We start from the raw sequence: 15,106 nt of genomic DNA, 5'->3' as shown, positions 1-15,106 counted from the left end.
CCGTCTAGCCTTGGCAGAAGGGTGGGTCTACACACGGCGCGCCATGGTCACTGCGCCCCCTCCTGCCACAGCAAATCCGCCCCGGGGCCAACCCGATCCGGAGCTGCAGACCGCCGTCCAATATCTGCGGGCAGGCTGGTTCGACCGCGCCGAGCCCTTGGTCCGGTCGGCGCATGGCCGCTACGGCGATCGACCCGACATCCTGCATTACCTGGCGGTCTGTCTTTCCCAGCGCGGCGCGCTCACGGATGCCGAAGCGCTGTGGCGCAAGGCGCTGGCCAAGGACCCCAACGAGCCGATGCTGTCCTACAATCTCGGCCTGATGGCGCGGCGGCTGGGACGGCTGGACGAGGCCGCCAAGCGCTTCCGCGATACGATCCGGCGGGCGCCGACCCATATCGAGGCACGGCTGGCGCTGGCCTCGCTCCATCTGGACCAGGGTCGCTTCGCCGCCGCCGAGCGGGAATTGGCGGAACTGGCGCACAACGTCGACCGGGCGATGCAGCAGCCCGGCGGCGAGGCGCTGAAGCCTCTGCAGGCCAGGGCCCGCAACATGCTGGGATATGCGCTCTATCGCCTGGGCCACTACGGACCGGCCATCGAGGTGCTCGACATGGCGCTTCTGGACGCCGAGGACGATACCGCGCGGCAGGCCCAGATCCTGGGCGACCGCGCCCTCGCACTGGGCGGCCTGAATCATCACGACGAGGCGATCGCCGAAGCCGAGCGGGCGCTCGCCTTGGCGCCGCAAAGCGCCAGCCTCAATCACGCCCTGGGCTTTGTTCTGTACTTCGCCGGCCGGCCGTCGGAGGCCATCACCCCGATCCGCCGGGCACTGGAACTCGACTCGTCCTTCGCGCCGGCCCTCAAGACCCTGGCGCTCGCCCAGACCGCGGCCGGCGAGACCGAGGCCGCAGTCGGCGTGCTGCGTCGGGCGCTGCGCCAGGATCCGGCCGATCGCGACGCCATCCTGCAGCTTTCCTTCCTGCAGATCGAGCAGGGCCGGTTTGCCGAGGCGCTCGAGACGCTGGCGCCTTTCCTCGCCAATGCGCCCAACGATGTCCGTGCGCTGAACAACCAGGGCCTCGCGCTGCGCGGGCTGAAGCGCCACGAGGAAGCGCGGCGGACCCTGAAGCGGGCGTCCCGGCTGGCGCCCGACGATCCGTTGGTGCTCACCAATCTCGGTGCGGTGCTGGTCGATCTCGACCGCGCCGCCGAAGCGCGTGCGCTGCATGAGCATGCCTTGCGCAGCCTGCCGGGCGATCCTCGCCTGCTCACCAACTACGGGATCTGCCTGGTCGCCCTCGGCGAAAACGATCGGGCGCGCGAGACGCTGGACACCGCCCTGGCCGGCGATCCGGGCAACAAGGACGCGCTGGCCGCCCGCGCCGCGCTCGAGACGTGAGCGGCTGGGCGCGGCCGGGCCGATGAGCGAGGGAGCGACGCACCTTGCCGAGGTGAAAGGCAGGATCGAGCAGGCGGCCCGCGCTGCCGGCCGCGATCCTGCGGCAGTGACCTTGGTTGCCGTGTCCAAGACCCATGGTGCCGAGCGCGTCCGTGAGCTCCTCGCCGCGGGCCATCGCGTCTTCGGCGAGAACCGGGTCCAGGAGGCGCAAGGCAAATTTCCGCCTCTCAAGACGGAATATCCCGATCTCCAGCTCCATCTCATCGGCCCGCTGCAGACCAACAAGGCCCGCGAGGCTGTCGCGCTGTTCGATGTGATCCAGTCGGTCGACCGCGAAAAGCTTGCGGCGACGCTGGCCAAGGAGATGGCGCGTGCAGGCAAACGCCCCGACTGCTTCATCCAGGTCAATACCGGTGAGGAGCCGCAGAAGGCCGGTGTTCTGCCGACCGAGCTCGATTCCTTCGTCACGGCCTGCCGCGACACGCACAAGCTGCCGGTCGTCGGGCTGATGTGCATCCCGCCGCTCGAGGAGGAGCCGGCCCTGCATTTCGCGCTGCTGGCAAAGATGGCAGCACGGCATGGATTGCCCAATATCAGCATGGGCATGAGCGCCGACTACGAGACCGCGGTGCGCCTGGGGGCGACCCATGTCCGCGTCGGCAGCGCACTTTTTGGGCAGCGTCACTAATCGAGCATGCCCGAGCTGCCGGAAGTCGAAACGGTCCGCCGCGGCCTGATCCCCCGTCTCGCGGGCCGGCGCATCGTCCGCCTGCAACAGCGCCGCCGCGATCTGCGGCTGCCGTTGCCGTCGCGCTTCGCCGAGCGGGTCGAGGGCCGCACCGTGCTCGCCGTCGACCGGCGCGCCAAATACCTTCTCGTTCGGCTCGATGACGGCCATACCCTGATCGTCCATCTCGGCATGTCCGGGCGCATGACCCTGCACGACGCCGCGAGCGCGGCCGAACATCCCCTGCAGCGCCACGATCACGTCGTGATCGATCTCGAGGATGGCTGGCAGGTCCGTTTCAACGACGCACGCCGCTTCGGGCTGATGCTGCTGGTGCGGGACGAGACGGTGGCCGGGCACAAGCTGTTCAAGGGCCTGGGCCCGGAACCGCTCGATCCCGCATTCGACGGTCCGGCCCTGGCCTGCCGCCTGAAGGGACGTCGCACCTCGATCAAGGCGGCCCTGCTCGACCAGAAGACCCTGGTCGGGATCGGCAATATCTATGCCTGCGAGGCCCTGTTTCTTGCCGGCATCTCGCCCCGGCGCTCGGCGCACACCGTGCAGGGCGAGCGCGCCGACCGGCTCGTCACGGCGCTGAAGCAGGTCCTGCTGCGCTCGATCGACGATGGCGGCTCGACCTTGCGCGATCACGTCCAGCCGGGCGGTGAACTCGGCTATTTCCAGACCCGCTTCAATGTCTATGACCGGGCCGGTGCGACTTGCCCGACACCCGGTTGCGGCCGAATCGTCAAGCGCCTGGTCCAGGGCGGCCGCTCGACCTTCTATTGCACGCACTGCCAACGCTAGCTAAGAGCGGCAACCTGACTCGGGAGGGAACCGTGGCTGCTTATGAAAATATCCGGACCGAGACCAAGGGCCGGGTCGGCATCATCCGTCTCGACCGGCCCAAGGCGCTGAACGCGCTCTGCGCCGATCTCGTGCGCGAGCTCGGTCAGGCGCTCGACAGTTTCGAAGCCGACATCAATGTCGGTTGCATGGTGCTCACCGGCAGCGACAAAGCCTTCGCAGCCGGCGCCGACATCAAGGAGATGAAAGAGAAGTCGTATCAGGACGTCTTTCTGCAGGACTTCATCACCGTCGGCTGGGAGAAGGTGAGCCAGGTGCGCAAGCCGATCATCGCCGCGGTCGCAGGCTATGCGCTGGGCGGTGGCTGCGAGATGGCCATGATGTGCGACTTCATCATCGCCGCCGACAACGCAAGGTTCGGCCAACCCGAAATAACGCTCGGCACCATTCCCGGCGCCGGCGGCACACAACGCCTGCCGCGTTTCATCGGCAAGTCGAAGGCGATGGACCTCGTGCTGACCGGCCGCATGATGGACGCCGCCGAAGCCGAGCGCTGCGGCCTGGTGAGCCGGGTCGTGCCGCTCGGCCAATTGATGGACGAGGCGATCGCGACCGCCGAGAAGGTCGCCGGCATGTCGCTGCCCGCAACCATGGTCGCCAAGGAGGCCGTCAATCGTGCGTTCGAGACCACCTTGGCCGAAGGCGTACGCTTCGAGCGTCGGACCTTCCATGCGACCTTCGCCTTCGAGGACCGCAAGGAGGGCATGAACGCCTTCGCCGACAAGCGCAGGGCGGCCTGGAAACACCGCTGATCCGCTGGTTTTTGGCCGCTTGACCGGGTGCGGCGCGGTTCGTATAAGCGCGCCCTTCCGAGGAACGAGGATCAGATGGCGAATCACAAGTCGGCCGAGAAGCGCGCCCGTCAGACCGAGCGCCGCACCGCCGTGAACTCAGCGCGCCGCAGCCGCGTGCGCGGCTCGATCAAGAAGGTCGAGCAGGCGATCAAGGCCGGAGACAAGAAGGCGGCGACCGAAGCGCTGCGTGCTGCGCAACCTGAGATCCAGCGCGGCGCCACTTCGCGAGTCATCGCCAAGAATGCTGCCGCTCGACGCATCTCGCGTCTCAATGCGCGCATCAAGGCGATGAGCTGATTGCCCGCAGCAGTGTCCCTGGAAGAAAATCGAAGCGCCGCTCGACGAGCGGCGCTTTCTTTTTCTGCGACTCGCGCGGAAAATTTTTTTGACCGTTTTCGCGAAGAGCGTTTGGTCGTCGATTCGACGAACGACATACGATTCGCCTTTATCGTTCCACGCCTGACCGCGGGCGCTAGATGTTGGGCGGCGTCATTCTTCGCGCGCCGCGGAGAATCGAATCGAAAGCAATGTCAATCGAGTCGGGCGGGGAAGAGGTTGAATAGCGGGTGACGTTGCTTCAGCGAATCGTTTGCGCGCTCGAACCGGTCTGCTAAGAGTCGACGCATCGCGACGGGGCGTGGGGCGCTCATACGCGAGCCAGGGCGAAGACGGGGGGCATTCCTCTTCGCCGCAACGACGAACGAGGGAGAGCTGCTCAGCGCATCGGCAACGCGACATCTACAAAAAAGCAGCGCCCCTCAACGGCGCTCAAGTCGGATCTCTTCGTCGCTCCCGCTTCGCTGTGCATTTCGTTGGTCGTCGGCTCGCGAGCGCCTCGCTCGTCAAATGAAGAGCGGGGGCTATGACGAAGGACAACAAGATCGTCGGCACATATCAGGTGTCTCCCGCGACCGGCTATGCCGGTGACGTGACACCGCAGACGGCGTGGAAAATACTGAGCGAGAACGAGGGCGCGGTGCTGGTCGATGTGCGCACGCGCGCCGAATGGAGCTACGTCGGGCTTCCCGATCTTTCATCCACCGGCAAGAAGCCGGCGCTGCTGGAGTGGCAGGTCTTCCCCAGCATGCAACCGAATCCGGAGTTCGTGACGACGCTCTCCGGCGCCGTCACGGACAAGGATGCCCCGCTTCTCTTCCTGTGTCGGAGCGGGGGCCGGTCGGCCGCGGCAGCCAAGGCGATGACCGCGGCGGGCTACAATACGTGTCTTAACGTGGTGGACGGCTTCGAGGGGCCGCTGGACGCGCAGGCCAGGCGCGGCATGGCGGGAGGCTGGAAAGCGGCAGGACTTCCGTGGAGACAGACTTGACCCGATTTCAATCACCTATCGCCGACAACGATGCGGCTTACAATCAAACGAATGTGGCGGGGAGTGGCATGGACGAGGGCGGCCGCAAGGAGCTGAACGCGCAATGGACGCGCGTCTGCGACCGCCTGCGCAAGGAGATCGGCGACAAGGCCTTCAAGACCTGGTTCGGCGAGGTCGAGCTGGGTGAGCTGAGGGCCGGCAAGCTGCGGCTTTACGCGCCGACGCGCTTCGTGCGCGACTGGGTGAGCCGTCACTATGGCGACCGCGTGCTGGCCTACTGGCAGGCCGTGATGCCGGAAGTGACCAACGTCGAGGTCAACCTGGTGCCGCCGCCGGCGCCCCGCCGGGCTCACGAGATCATCGCCATGCCGCCGGTGCCGGCGCCGCAGTCGGGCTTCCAGCAGCCGATGCCGCGGCTGGGGCCGTCGATCGGCCGCGGCGTCGACGAGGCCTTCCAGGGCCCGGAGGCGCGCTACACCTTCGCCAACTTCGTGGTCGGCAAGCCCAACGAATTCGCCTATGCGGCGGCGCGCAACATCGCCGAGCAGGACCGCCCGCAGCCCGAGCGCAATCCGCTTTATATCTTTGGCGGCGTCGGGCTCGGCAAGACCCATCTGATGCATGCCATCTGGCACGCCATCCGCGAGCGCGATCCCAAGCAGCGCGTGCTCTATCTCACCGCCGAAAGCTTCGTGAACCGCTTCATCCATGCGCTGCGCACCAAGAACACCAACCAGTTCAAGGAGCTGTTCCGCAATGTCGACGTGCTGATGGTCGACGATGTGCAGTTCATCTGCGGCAAGGAGGCAAGCCAGGACGAGTTCTTCTTCACCTTCAACTCGCTGGTGGAGCAGAACAAGCAGATCGTGCTCTCCTCCGAGAAGCCGCCATCGGAGCTGCAGGACATCGAGGAGCGCATGCGCTCGCGGCTGGGCAGCGGCCTCGTCGCCGACATCCACTCCTCGACCTACGAGCTGAGACTCTCGATCCTGCAGACCAAGGCCGAATCGGCGCGCGTCCCGGTGCCGACCGCGGTGCTGGAGTTCCTGGCCCACAAGATCAGCACCAACATCCGCGAGCTCGAGGGTGCGCTGAACCGGGTCGTGGCCCACGGCCAGCTCATCGGCCGCGAGATCACCGTCGAGATGGCGCAGGACGTGCTGCACGACCTGCTGCGCCAGGCCGACCGCAAGGTGACGGTCGACGAGATCCAGCAGCGGGTCGCCGCGCACTACAACATCAAGCTCGCCGAGATGAGCTCGCCGCGCCGGGCCCGCTCGGTGGCCCGCCCGCGCCAGGTCGCGATGTACCTCGCCAAGCAGCTCACGACCTTGAGCCTGCCGCAGATCGGCAAGCGCTTCGGCAACCGCGATCACACCACGGTCATGCATGCCGTCCGCAAGATCGAGGAGCTCAAGATCTCCGATCTTTCGATTGCAGAGGACGTCGAGCTGCTCAAGCGCCAGTTGCAGGGCTGAGCCCGGCTTGGCGGGACGTTCGAAGCGGGGCCGCAAAGGCCCCGTTTCCTTTCCGGTCGCAAAGCCCTAAACGCCTCATATTGCGGGCGAAATTGCTTTCAGCCGACGGTCCCCGTGGTATACTTTTCAACCATCCTGCCGGGGCTTCCCCGCCGCCGGTGCGGTGGGCCCAGAAAACACCTCCAATCGGCCCCGATTACAGCGACCCAACCATGAAACTGACGATCGAGCGGGCGGCCCTTCTCAAGGCCTTGGCCCATGTCCAGAGTGTCGTCGAGCGTCGGAACACGATCCCCATCCTCTCAAACGTGCTGATCACCGCCCAGAAGGGCCGGCTGAGCCTTGCCGCGACCGATATGGACCTCGCCATCACCGAGACAGTCGACGCCAGCGCGGCCAAGACCGGCTCGACGACGGCACCCGCGCACACACTTTACGAGATCGTCCGCAAGCTGCCCGATGGGGCACAGGTCGAGCTCGAGACGGCGGCCGACGGCAACAGCCTGGTGATCCGCGCCGGCCGCTCGCGCTTCACACTGCAGTGCCTGCCGCCGGCCGATTTCCCGGCCATGAACGAGGGCGACCTGCCGCATCGCTTCCAGCTTCCGGCGACCGATCTCAAGGGCATCATCGATCGCACACGCTTCGCCATCTCCAACGAGGAGACGCGGTATTATCTGAACGGGATTTATTTCCATGCCGCCAAGGCCGCCGGCACCGACGTGCTGCGCGGCGTCGCGACCGACGGCCATCGCCTGGCGCGAGTCGAGGTGCCGCTGCCCAAGGGCGCCGGCGACATTCCGGGCGTGATCGTGCCGCGCAAGACCGTGGGCGAGGTGCGCAAGCTGCTGGACGAAAGCGACGGGTCGGTCGATGTCGAGCTGTCCGACACCCGTATCCGCTTCGCCACCGGCAACGTCACCCTGGTGAGCAAGCTGATCGACGGCACCTTCCCCGACTACGAGCGCGTCATTCCGACCGGCAACGACAAGGTCCTGAACGTGCCGTGCAAGGAGTTCGCCAACGCCGTCGACCGCGTCTCGACCATCTCGACCGAGAAATCGCGCGCCATCAAGCTCGCTGTCGGCAAGGGCGTCGTGACCCTGTCGGCCACCAGCCCCGACGCGGGCAGCGCCACCGAGGAGATCGAGGTCGACTACAAGGAAGCCGGCCTCGAGATCGGCTTCAATTCCCGCTATCTGCTCGACATCACCGAGCAGATCGCCGGCGCGGAGGCGCGGTTTCTGATGGCCGATGCGGGCTCGCCCACCCTCGTGCGCGACGGCGCCGACGAGAGCGCGCTCTACGTGCTCATGCCGATGCGGGTATGACGCCGCCGGCCATCAGCGCTCTCGCCTATTCTCCCGACGCCGCAACCGGCGCAGCGCCGGCCCTTCTGGCCGTGCGCCAGGTGCGTCTGACCGATTTCCGCAACTACGGTCAGCTGCGCCTCGAATGCGGTCCCGCGCCTGTCGTCCTGGTGGGCGCCAATGGTGCGGGCAAGACCAATCTCCTGGAGGCGCTTTCCTTCCTCGTTCCCGGGCGCGGCCTGCGCCGGGCGCGGCTCGACGAGGTGGCGCGCCGGTCGCGCGGCGGCGAGCCTGCAGCGTCAACCTGGGCGGTCGCCGCCACCCTGGACACGCCCGAGGGCCGGCTGGCCGTGGGCACCGGGATCGAGCCGCCGCGCAATGGCGGCGGCCTGGCGCGGCGGGCGGTGCGGATCGACGGTCGGCCGGCAGCGAGCCAGACCGCGCTTGGCCTGCATGTCGCGGCGGTCTGGCTGACGCCGCAGCAGGACCGACTGTTCCTCGACGGCGCGGGCGAACGCCGACGGTTCCTCGACCGGCTCGTGACGGCGCTGCATCCGGAGCATGCCGGCGACGTCGCGGCTTACGAGAATGCGCTCCGCCAGCGCAGCCGCCTGCTGGGCGAAGGCAACCGCGATCCGCACTGGTTCACCGCCCTCGAGGACACGATGGCCCGCCACGGCGTGGCCTTGGCGGCGGCGCGGGCCGATACCGTCCAGCGGCTCGATGCGGCGGCGCGGCTGGGCGTCGGACCTTTCCCGCGCGCCTCGCTGGCCATGGCTGGCGACATTGACGGCTGGGTCGCCTCGATGGCGGCGATCGACGCCGAGGACCGGTTGCGTGCCGAGCTGGCCGCCAGCCGCTTGCGGGATGCCGAAAGCGGCACCACATATTGCGGGCCGCATCGCAGCGATCTCAGCGTTCGCCATCTCGATCTCGACCTGCCGGCCGCCGACGGCTCCACCGGCCAGCAGAAGGCCCTGCTCGTGTCGATCGCCTTGGCCCATGCCCGCCTCGTGGCGTGGTCGCGGGGGCGGCCGCCGCTTCTGCTGCTGGACGAAGTCGCCGCGCACCTCGATGCGGAGCGCCGGGCTGCGCTGTTCGACGAGATCATGGCGCTTGGCGTGCAAAGCTGGATGACCGGCACCGACGCCGGCCTTTTTGGGCCGCTGGCCGGTCGCGCGCAACTCCTGCGCGTGGCCGATGGAACCATCGCGGCAGGCTGAACCCTTTTGGATCAGGATGATGAGCGAGAACGAGCAAGTCCCGAACGGCAACGGCAATGGCGAGGACTACGACGCCAGTTCCATCAAGGTCCTGCGCGGCCTCGAGGCCGTCCGCAAGCGACCCGGCATGTATATCGGCGACACCGACGACGGCACCGGCCTGCACCACATGGTCTACGAGATCGTCGACAACGCCATCGACGAGGCGCTGGCGGGCTACTGCGACCAGGTCGACGTGATCCTGCACGGCGACGGCTCCGTCACGGTGCGCGACAACGGCCGCGGCGTGCCGGTCGACATCCACCGTGAAGAGGGCGTCTCCGCCGCCATCGTCATCTTCACCCAGCTCCATGCCGGCGGAAAGTTCAACCAGAATTCCTACAAGGTCTCGGGCGGGCTGCACGGCGTAGGAGCGGCGGTGGTCAACGCGCTGTCCGAGCATCTGGACGTGCGCATCTGGCGCAACGGCAAGGAACATTTCGTGCGCTTCCGCAACGGCGATCCGGAGGGGGATCTCGGGGTCGTGGGCGATGCGCCCGAGGGCAAGCGCGGCACCGAGGTGACCTTCCTGCCCTCGCCGGAAGTGTTCAGCCAGACCGAGTTCGACTACGGCACCCTCGAGCACCGGCTGCGCGAGCTCGCCTTCCTGAATTCGGGTGTGCGCATCGTGATCACCGACGAGCGCGGCGCCGAGATCAAGGTCACGGAGCTCTTCTACGAAGGCGGCGTCGAGGCCTTCGCCAAGTATCTCGACCGCAACAAGCAGGTGCTGCACAGCCCACCGGTCTCGATCCGCGGCGAAAGGGACGGAATCACGGTCGAAGTCGCCATGCAGTGGAACGACAGCTACCACGAGACGATGCTGTGTTTCACCAACAACATCCCGCAGCGCGACGGCGGCACGCATCTCGCCGGCTTTCGCGGCGCGCTGACGCGGACCCTGAACAAATACGCCGACGAGGCGGGCATCTCGAAGAAGGAGAAGGTGAGCCTCACCGGCGACGACATGCGCGAGGGGCTGACCTGCGTCCTGTCGGTGAAGGTGCCCGATCCGAAATTCTCCTCGCAGACCAAGGACAAGCTGGTCTCGTCCGAGGTCCGGCCGGTCGTCGAGGGCGTGATCGGCGACAAGCTCAGCCAGTGGTTCGAGGAGCATCCAGCCGAAGCGCGCAAAATCGCCACCAAGGTGGTCGAGGCGGCGGCGGCCCGCGAGGCCGCGCGCAAGGCGCGCGAGCTCACCCGGCGCAAGGGCGCGCTCGATGTGAGCTCGCTGCCGGGCAAGCTCGCCGACTGCCAGGAGCGCGATCCAGCGCTTTCGGAGCTCTTCATCGTCGAGGGCGATTCGGCCGGCGGTTCTGCCAAGCAGGGCCGCAACCGCGCCTTCCAGGCGATCCTGCCGCTGCGCGGCAAGATCCTGAATGTCGAGCGCGCCCGCTTCGACAAGATGCTGTCCTCGGCCGAGATCGGCACGCTGATCACGGCGCTCGGCACCGGCATCGGCGTCGACGACTTCACCTTGGACAAGCTCCGCTACCACAAGATCATCATCATGACGGACGCGGACGTCGACGGCTCGCATATCCGCACCCTCCTGATGACGTTCTTCTATCGCCAGATGCGCGAGCTGATCGACCGCGGCCATCTCTACATCGCCCAGCCGCCGCTCTTCAAAGCCGTCCGGGGCAAGTCGGCGATCTACCTGAAGGACGAGCGCGCGCTGGACGATCACCTGATCCGGACCGGGCTCGAGGGTGCGACGCTCCGACTCGGCGACGGTACCGTGCAGGCCGGCGACGATCTGCGGCACACGGTCGATATCGCCCGCTCCGTCTCGAACCTCGTGAAGCCGCTGGCGCTGTCGCGCCGCGTGACCAACCAGGCGGTGATCGAGCAGGCCGCGATCGCTGGCGCCTTCAAGCCGGACATCCTGGCCGATGCCGAGCTCGCGCGTCAGACGGCGAACTACGTCGCCCGCCGCCTGAACGCGGTGAGCGCGCCGCTGGAGCGCGGCTGGACCGGCGAGCCGACCGCCGATGGCGGCCTCGCCTTCAGCCGGCGCCTGCGCGGCGTGCAGGAACGCCACGTGATCGACGGTCCGCTGATCAAGAGCGCCGAGGCGCGCCGGCTGGATGCGCTGGCGGCCGACCTGCAGGCGGTCTACCTGCAGCCGGGTGCGTTCGTCGCCAGGGACAAGGAAACGCCGATCGCCTCGCCGACCGAGCTGTTCGCCGCGGTGCTCGAGGCCGGTCGCAAGGGCATGACCATCCAGCGCTACAAGGGGCTGGGCGAGATGAATCCCGACCAGCTCTGGGAAACGACGCTCGACCCCGAGGCGCGGACCCTCCTGCAGGTCAAGATCAACCATGCCGACGAGGCGGACGAGATCTTCTCGACGCTGATGGGCGACGTGGTCGAGCCGCGGCGCGACTTCATCCAGGACAATGCGCTCAAGGTGGCGAATCTCGATGTCTAGGCTGCTGGCGACCGCGGCAGCGATGCTCGCCCTGGCCGGGCCGGCGTTTGCCCAGACGGCCGGCAACCCCGCGCCCAGCACGCATCCCGGCACCAGGCTCAGCTTTCCGCCCAGCCTGGGCGGGGCCACGCTGGAGCAGAGCCTGAGCGAGGACGGATCGGTCGCCTATATGTACGGCATCAACAAGATGAAGATTTACGTCTACATCGAAGGGGGCCGACGCGTCCCGCCGGGCAGTGACGCGCCTATCGTCATGAACCGGTTCGCGGCCGAGCTGAACGAGGCCGAGACGAAGCTGAAGTCGGCCGGCTACACCCGGTTCGAGCGGCCCACGGTCCCTTCGTCCTGCATCTACGGCAGCGTCGCCTTCCGCTGCATTGTCTACAGCGTTCGGTCGACCGCCGGTCGCCTCTTCAGCAAGCTCCTGCTGACCGGCTACCATGACTACTTCCTGAAGATCCGCATCGACTGGGCGGCCGGCACGGCGACCCAGGCCGATGCCGACCAGGCCTTGCAGTCGTTTGTTCCAGCCCTGATTCATTGAGATACTTCGGCGTCATCCTGGACGCCGTGGCCGCCTAAAGCACCATTTGGGTCTGGGTGACGACCGCCACCAGCTTGCCCTCGGCGGTGGTGATGCGGGTTGTCCAGACCTGCGTGCGCCGGCCGCGATGGACCGGCGTCGTCTCGCCGATTACGGTCGCGCCGACCGGCGCCGGCCCGACGAAGTTGGTCTTGCTTTCGATCGTGGTCGTGCCCTTGCCCTCGGGCAGATTCAGCACCGTGGCGGCCGCGCCCAGCGTGTCGGCGAAGGCCATGATCGCTCCGCCGTGCAGCACGTCGGGCCGCGTGCAGAGTTCCGGCCGGACGACCATCTCAGCCTTCACGCCCGCCTCGCTCGCCGTCACGAACCTGAGCCCCAGGACCTTGGCGAAGGGCAAATGGCGGTCGTTGAGGAATTGAGCCTTGTCCATTGTCGTCTCCGTCTGGCTGGCTGGCCGTTGCTCCCATGCCGACGCCGCTCCGACAATTACGCTCGAGGTAATCGGCGGGGCCGCGGTGCGATGTTAGTCTGCAGGCCATGACGAACAATCCCCTGCCCACGACCTCGTCCACGCCCTCGGCCGTGCTCGCCAATCAGCCCGACATGTTCGGGCCGATGCTGCGCGCCTGGCGTCGTCGCCGCGGCGCCAGCCAGCTTGCGCTCGCCCTGCAGTCGGGCGTGTCGCAGCGCCATGTGAGCTTCCTCGAATCGGGCCGGGCGCGCCCCAGCCGCGAGATGGTGGTGCAGCTCAGCTCGGCGCTCGACGTGCCGCTGCGCCAGCGCAACGCCATGCTGCTGGCGGCGGGCTTCGCGCCCGTCTATCGCGAAAGCAATCTCGCGGCGCCCGAGCTCGCGCCGGTGCGTCAGGCCATCGACCGCATGCTGAAGCAGCAGGAGCCCTATCCCGCCATCGTGGTCGATCGGCTGTGGAACTTCATGCAGGGCAATGACGCCGCCAACGCCTTCACCATCTTCTTGTTCGAGGGGCCGCCACCACCCCCGCCGCCCGGCAAGGGCGTGAACATCCTGCGCTGGCTGCTCGATCCCAAGGCGCTCCGGCCCAAGCTCGCCAACTGGGAAGAGGTGGCGCGCCATCTCGTCTCCACGACCTACGCCGAGATCCTGGCCGATGGCGGCGAGCCCAAGGCGCTGGCCTTCATCGAGGAAGTCATGGCCTATCCCGACGTGCCCGCCTCTTTCCGCAAGCTGCGCTTCGAGGACCGGCCGCAGCCGGTTCTGACGCTCGACTATATCGTGGGCGGCAAGGCACTCTCGGTGTTCACCACCATCGCCACGCTCGGCACGCCGCAGGACGTGACCCTGCAGGAAGTCCGCATCGAGAGCTTCTTCCCGGCGGACGAGCGCAGCGACGCGCTGTTCAGGAGCCTGGCGGCGAAGAGCTGACCAGGACTTCAGCGTCAGGCCAGATCGTCGACGTCGTTGCGCAGCTTCCGGCCGGTGCGGAAACGCGCCAGGTTGTCGAGGAAGATCTCGAAGATCGCCTCGTTCTGGCCCTGCGAATGGCTCGCGGTATGCGGCGAGACGATGACGTTGGGCGTGTCCCAGAGCGGCGACGCGGGATCGAGCGGTTCCTTCTCGAACACGTCCAGATAGGCGCCCGCGAGCCTGCCGCTCTTCAATGCCGCAATCACATCCGCTTCGATCGCGATCTCCCCGCGTGAGACGTTGACGAAATGCGCGCCGTCAGGCAGGGCCGCGAACAGCTTTTCGTTGGCGAGGCCACGGGTAAGCGGCGACGCCGGGCAGCACAGGATCAGCCAGTCGGCCCGCGGCAAGACCTCGGGCAGGCGATCATAGGGAACGACTTGCTCGAACGGCGCGACCGGTTGTGCCCGTCGGCGGACACCGGTCGAGCGCATGCCCAGCGCGTCCAGCAGCCGGGCGATCGTGCATCCGATCGGCCCCATGCCGACGATCACGGCGCGTTGGCCTTTCAGGTCGCGCGGCGAGCGCTCGCCCAGACGCGGCTCCCAGGCATGGCGGCGCTGCGCGTCGGCGAGCAGCGGGAAGCGGCGATTGAGCGCGATCACCGCCCCCAGCACGCTGTGGGCGACCGTCACGGCCGTCGCACCCGACGCGGTCGTGACCTTGACGCCGCGCGCCCTGAGCTCGCGATAGATGGGCCGTTCCGCCCCGGCGGGATGGATCTGCAGCCATTTGAGGTGCGCCGCCGCCCGCACCACGGCGTCGAAACCCTCGAGCTCGGGCGTGGGATTGCCCTTGCTCGAGCGGCCTGTCACCTCGCGCGTCATGAAGGCGATGTCGGCATTGCAGGGATCTTCCGACGCCAGGGCGTCTTCGGCTGTCACGAAGGAAAGGCCATCGGCCGGGACGGAAGCCTTTATGCGACTGCCCCAAGTGCGCAGGGCGTGGGCGGACAACAAAAGCTTGAGCGGAGCGGACATTCCGCTTCGGAGACTATCCGGCCTTCTCCATCAGCGCCAAGAGTCCCTTGACGATCTCGAGCGGTGCCGGCGGACAGCCGCCGACATGCAGATCCACGGGAAGAATTTTGGCGAGCGGGCCGACAACGGCCTCGGACCCGGCAAAAACACCGCAATTGACGGTGCAATCGCCCACGCCGACGACCCACTTGGGATCGGGCGCGGCGTTGTAGGCGCGCAGCAGGGCCTCGCGCATGTTCCATGTCACCGGTCCCGTCACCAGAAGCACGTCGGCATGGCGCGGCGAGGCCACGAACTTGAGCCCGAACCGCTCGATGTCGTAGACGGGGTTGTTCAATGCATTGATCTCGAGCTCGCAGCCGTTGCAGGAGCCTGCATCCACTTCGCGAATGGCCAGCGACCGGCCGAGCTTCTGCCGCGCCCGCTCGCCCAATGCATTCGCGAGCTCTTCGAGGGCTGCGGTTGCCGGCGCGGGCGGGGCGATGGTCGCCGGCCCCTTGAACAGGGCCTCGAGCAGAAACGATTTCATCGC

General features: G+C 67.3%; 15 protein-coding genes. 12 read left to right on the top strand and 3 right to left on the bottom strand.

From position 1 onward, the window contains the following. The first annotated feature begins 43 nt into the window (after positions 1–43). From OJF58_RS10740 to OJF58_RS10690, 11 genes are all read left to right on the top strand, one after another. A complete protein-coding gene (locus OJF58_RS10740) occupies positions 44–1,405 on the top strand; it encodes a tetratricopeptide repeat protein (RefSeq protein WP_300784169.1) in 1,362 nt (453 codons plus the stop codon). A gap of 22 nt (positions 1,406–1,427) precedes the next feature. Further along, a complete protein-coding gene (locus tag OJF58_RS10735) occupies positions 1,428–2,093 on the top strand; it encodes a YggS family pyridoxal phosphate-dependent enzyme (RefSeq protein WP_300784166.1) in 666 nt (221 codons plus the stop codon). 6 nt (positions 2,094–2,099) lie between these two features. After that, positions 2,100–2,939, top strand: coding sequence for a bifunctional DNA-formamidopyrimidine glycosylase/DNA-(apurinic or apyrimidinic site) lyase (gene mutM / locus OJF58_RS10730; RefSeq protein WP_300784164.1), 840 nt, complete (start codon positions 2,100–2,102; stop codon positions 2,937–2,939). Between the two features lie 32 nt (positions 2,940–2,971). Beyond that, the gene (locus OJF58_RS10725) at positions 2,972–3,751 is read left to right on the top strand and encodes an enoyl-CoA hydratase (RefSeq protein ID WP_300784162.1); all 780 of its coding nucleotides are present in this window, start codon (positions 2,972–2,974) and stop codon (positions 3,749–3,751) included. Between the two features lie 75 nt (positions 3,752–3,826). Beyond that, positions 3,827–4,090 carry a 30S ribosomal protein S20 gene (rpsT, locus tag OJF58_RS10720; RefSeq protein ID WP_300784160.1) on the top strand — a complete coding sequence of 88 codons (264 nt, stop codon included), beginning with the start codon at positions 3,827–3,829 and terminating at the stop codon, positions 4,088–4,090. Between the two features lie 565 nt (positions 4,091–4,655). After that, positions 4,656–5,120, top strand: coding sequence for a rhodanese-like domain-containing protein (locus OJF58_RS10715; RefSeq protein ID WP_300784158.1), 465 nt, complete (start codon positions 4,656–4,658; stop codon positions 5,118–5,120). A 68-nt stretch (positions 5,121–5,188) separates the two neighbouring features. Then, positions 5,189–6,598 carry a chromosomal replication initiator protein DnaA gene (gene dnaA, locus OJF58_RS10710; RefSeq protein WP_300784156.1) on the top strand — a complete coding sequence of 470 codons (1,410 nt, stop codon included), beginning with the start codon at positions 5,189–5,191 and terminating at the stop codon, positions 6,596–6,598. Positions 6,599–6,810: 212 nt separating this feature from the next. Further along, a complete protein-coding gene (gene dnaN / locus OJF58_RS10705; RefSeq protein ID WP_300784154.1) occupies positions 6,811–7,929 on the top strand; it encodes a DNA polymerase III subunit beta in 1,119 nt (372 codons plus the stop codon). Continuing rightward, positions 7,926–9,131, top strand: a complete 1,206-nt coding sequence (recF, locus tag OJF58_RS10700; protein WP_300784152.1) for a DNA replication/repair protein RecF — start codon at positions 7,926–7,928, stop codon at positions 9,129–9,131. The genes dnaN and recF overlap by 4 nt, the downstream gene beginning before the upstream one ends. Positions 9,132–9,150: 19 nt before the next feature. Continuing rightward, the gene (gene gyrB / locus OJF58_RS10695) at positions 9,151–11,604 is read left to right on the top strand and encodes a DNA topoisomerase (ATP-hydrolyzing) subunit B (protein ID WP_300784150.1); all 2,454 of its coding nucleotides are present in this window, start codon (positions 9,151–9,153) and stop codon (positions 11,602–11,604) included. Continuing rightward, complete coding sequence (locus OJF58_RS10690; protein WP_300784148.1) at positions 11,597–12,148, top strand: hypothetical protein; 552 nt, start codon at positions 11,597–11,599, stop codon at positions 12,146–12,148. Before gyrB ends, OJF58_RS10690 begins: the two co-directional genes overlap by 8 nt. A 34-nt stretch (positions 12,149–12,182) precedes the next feature. Here the strand turns inward: OJF58_RS10690 and OJF58_RS10685 are convergent, their stop codons facing one another. After that, complete coding sequence (locus tag OJF58_RS10685) at positions 12,183–12,578, bottom strand: PaaI family thioesterase (RefSeq protein WP_300784146.1); 396 nt, start codon at positions 12,576–12,578, stop codon at positions 12,183–12,185. Positions 12,579–12,685: 107 nt separating this feature from the next. Between OJF58_RS10685 and OJF58_RS10680 the strand changes: the two genes are divergently transcribed. Next, complete coding sequence (locus tag OJF58_RS10680) at positions 12,686–13,552, top strand: helix-turn-helix transcriptional regulator (protein WP_300784144.1); 867 nt, start codon at positions 12,686–12,688, stop codon at positions 13,550–13,552. A gap of 14 nt (positions 13,553–13,566) precedes the next feature. Here the strand turns inward: OJF58_RS10680 and OJF58_RS10675 are convergent, their stop codons facing one another. Together OJF58_RS10675 and OJF58_RS10670 are read right to left on the bottom strand one after the other, a co-directional pair. Then, a complete protein-coding gene (locus OJF58_RS10675; RefSeq protein ID WP_300784141.1) occupies positions 13,567–14,478 on the bottom strand; it encodes a D-2-hydroxyacid dehydrogenase in 912 nt (303 codons plus the stop codon). A 109-nt stretch (positions 14,479–14,587) separates the two neighbouring features. Next, complete coding sequence (locus tag OJF58_RS10670) at positions 14,588–15,103, bottom strand: NADH-quinone oxidoreductase subunit B family protein (RefSeq protein ID WP_300784139.1); 516 nt, start codon at positions 15,101–15,103, stop codon at positions 14,588–14,590. Between the last annotated feature and the right edge of the window lie 3 nt (positions 15,104–15,106).

Source organism: Enhydrobacter sp., assembly GCF_030246845.1.
GTDB lineage: Bacteria > Pseudomonadota > Alphaproteobacteria > Reyranellales > Reyranellaceae > Reyranella.
This window is presented reverse-complemented; position numbering and strand designations above follow the sequence as displayed.

Excerpts from the sequence above, each read along its gene's own strand:
- OJF58_RS10685 (WP_300784146.1), bottom strand. The coding sequence starts at position 12,578 with ATGGACAAGGCTCAATTCCTCAACGACCGCCATTTGCCCTTCGCCAAG.
- OJF58_RS10680 (WP_300784144.1), top strand. The coding sequence starts at position 12,686 with ATGACGAACAATCCCCTGCCCACGACCTCGTCCACGCCCTCGGCCGTG.
- gyrB (WP_300784150.1), top strand. The coding sequence starts at position 9,151 with ATGAGCGAGAACGAGCAAGTCCCGAACGGCAACGGCAATGGCGAGGAC.
- rpsT (WP_300784160.1), top strand. The coding sequence starts at position 3,827 with ATGGCGAATCACAAGTCGGCCGAGAAGCGCGCCCGTCAGACCGAGCGC.
- OJF58_RS10715 (WP_300784158.1), top strand. The coding sequence starts at position 4,656 with ATGACGAAGGACAACAAGATCGTCGGCACATATCAGGTGTCTCCCGCG.
- OJF58_RS10735 (WP_300784166.1), top strand. The coding sequence starts at position 1,428 with ATGAGCGAGGGAGCGACGCACCTTGCCGAGGTGAAAGGCAGGATCGAG.
- OJF58_RS10690 (WP_300784148.1), top strand. The coding sequence starts at position 11,597 with ATGTCTAGGCTGCTGGCGACCGCGGCAGCGATGCTCGCCCTGGCCGGG.
- OJF58_RS10740 (WP_300784169.1), top strand. The coding sequence starts at position 44 with ATGGTCACTGCGCCCCCTCCTGCCACAGCAAATCCGCCCCGGGGCCAA.
- OJF58_RS10670 (WP_300784139.1), bottom strand. The coding sequence starts at position 15,103 with ATGAAATCGTTTCTGCTCGAGGCCCTGTTCAAGGGGCCGGCGACCATC.
- mutM (WP_300784164.1), top strand. The coding sequence starts at position 2,100 with ATGCCCGAGCTGCCGGAAGTCGAAACGGTCCGCCGCGGCCTGATCCCC.
- recF (WP_300784152.1), top strand. The coding sequence starts at position 7,926 with ATGACGCCGCCGGCCATCAGCGCTCTCGCCTATTCTCCCGACGCCGCA.
- dnaA (WP_300784156.1), top strand. The coding sequence starts at position 5,189 with ATGGACGAGGGCGGCCGCAAGGAGCTGAACGCGCAATGGACGCGCGTC.
- dnaN (WP_300784154.1), top strand. The coding sequence starts at position 6,811 with ATGAAACTGACGATCGAGCGGGCGGCCCTTCTCAAGGCCTTGGCCCAT.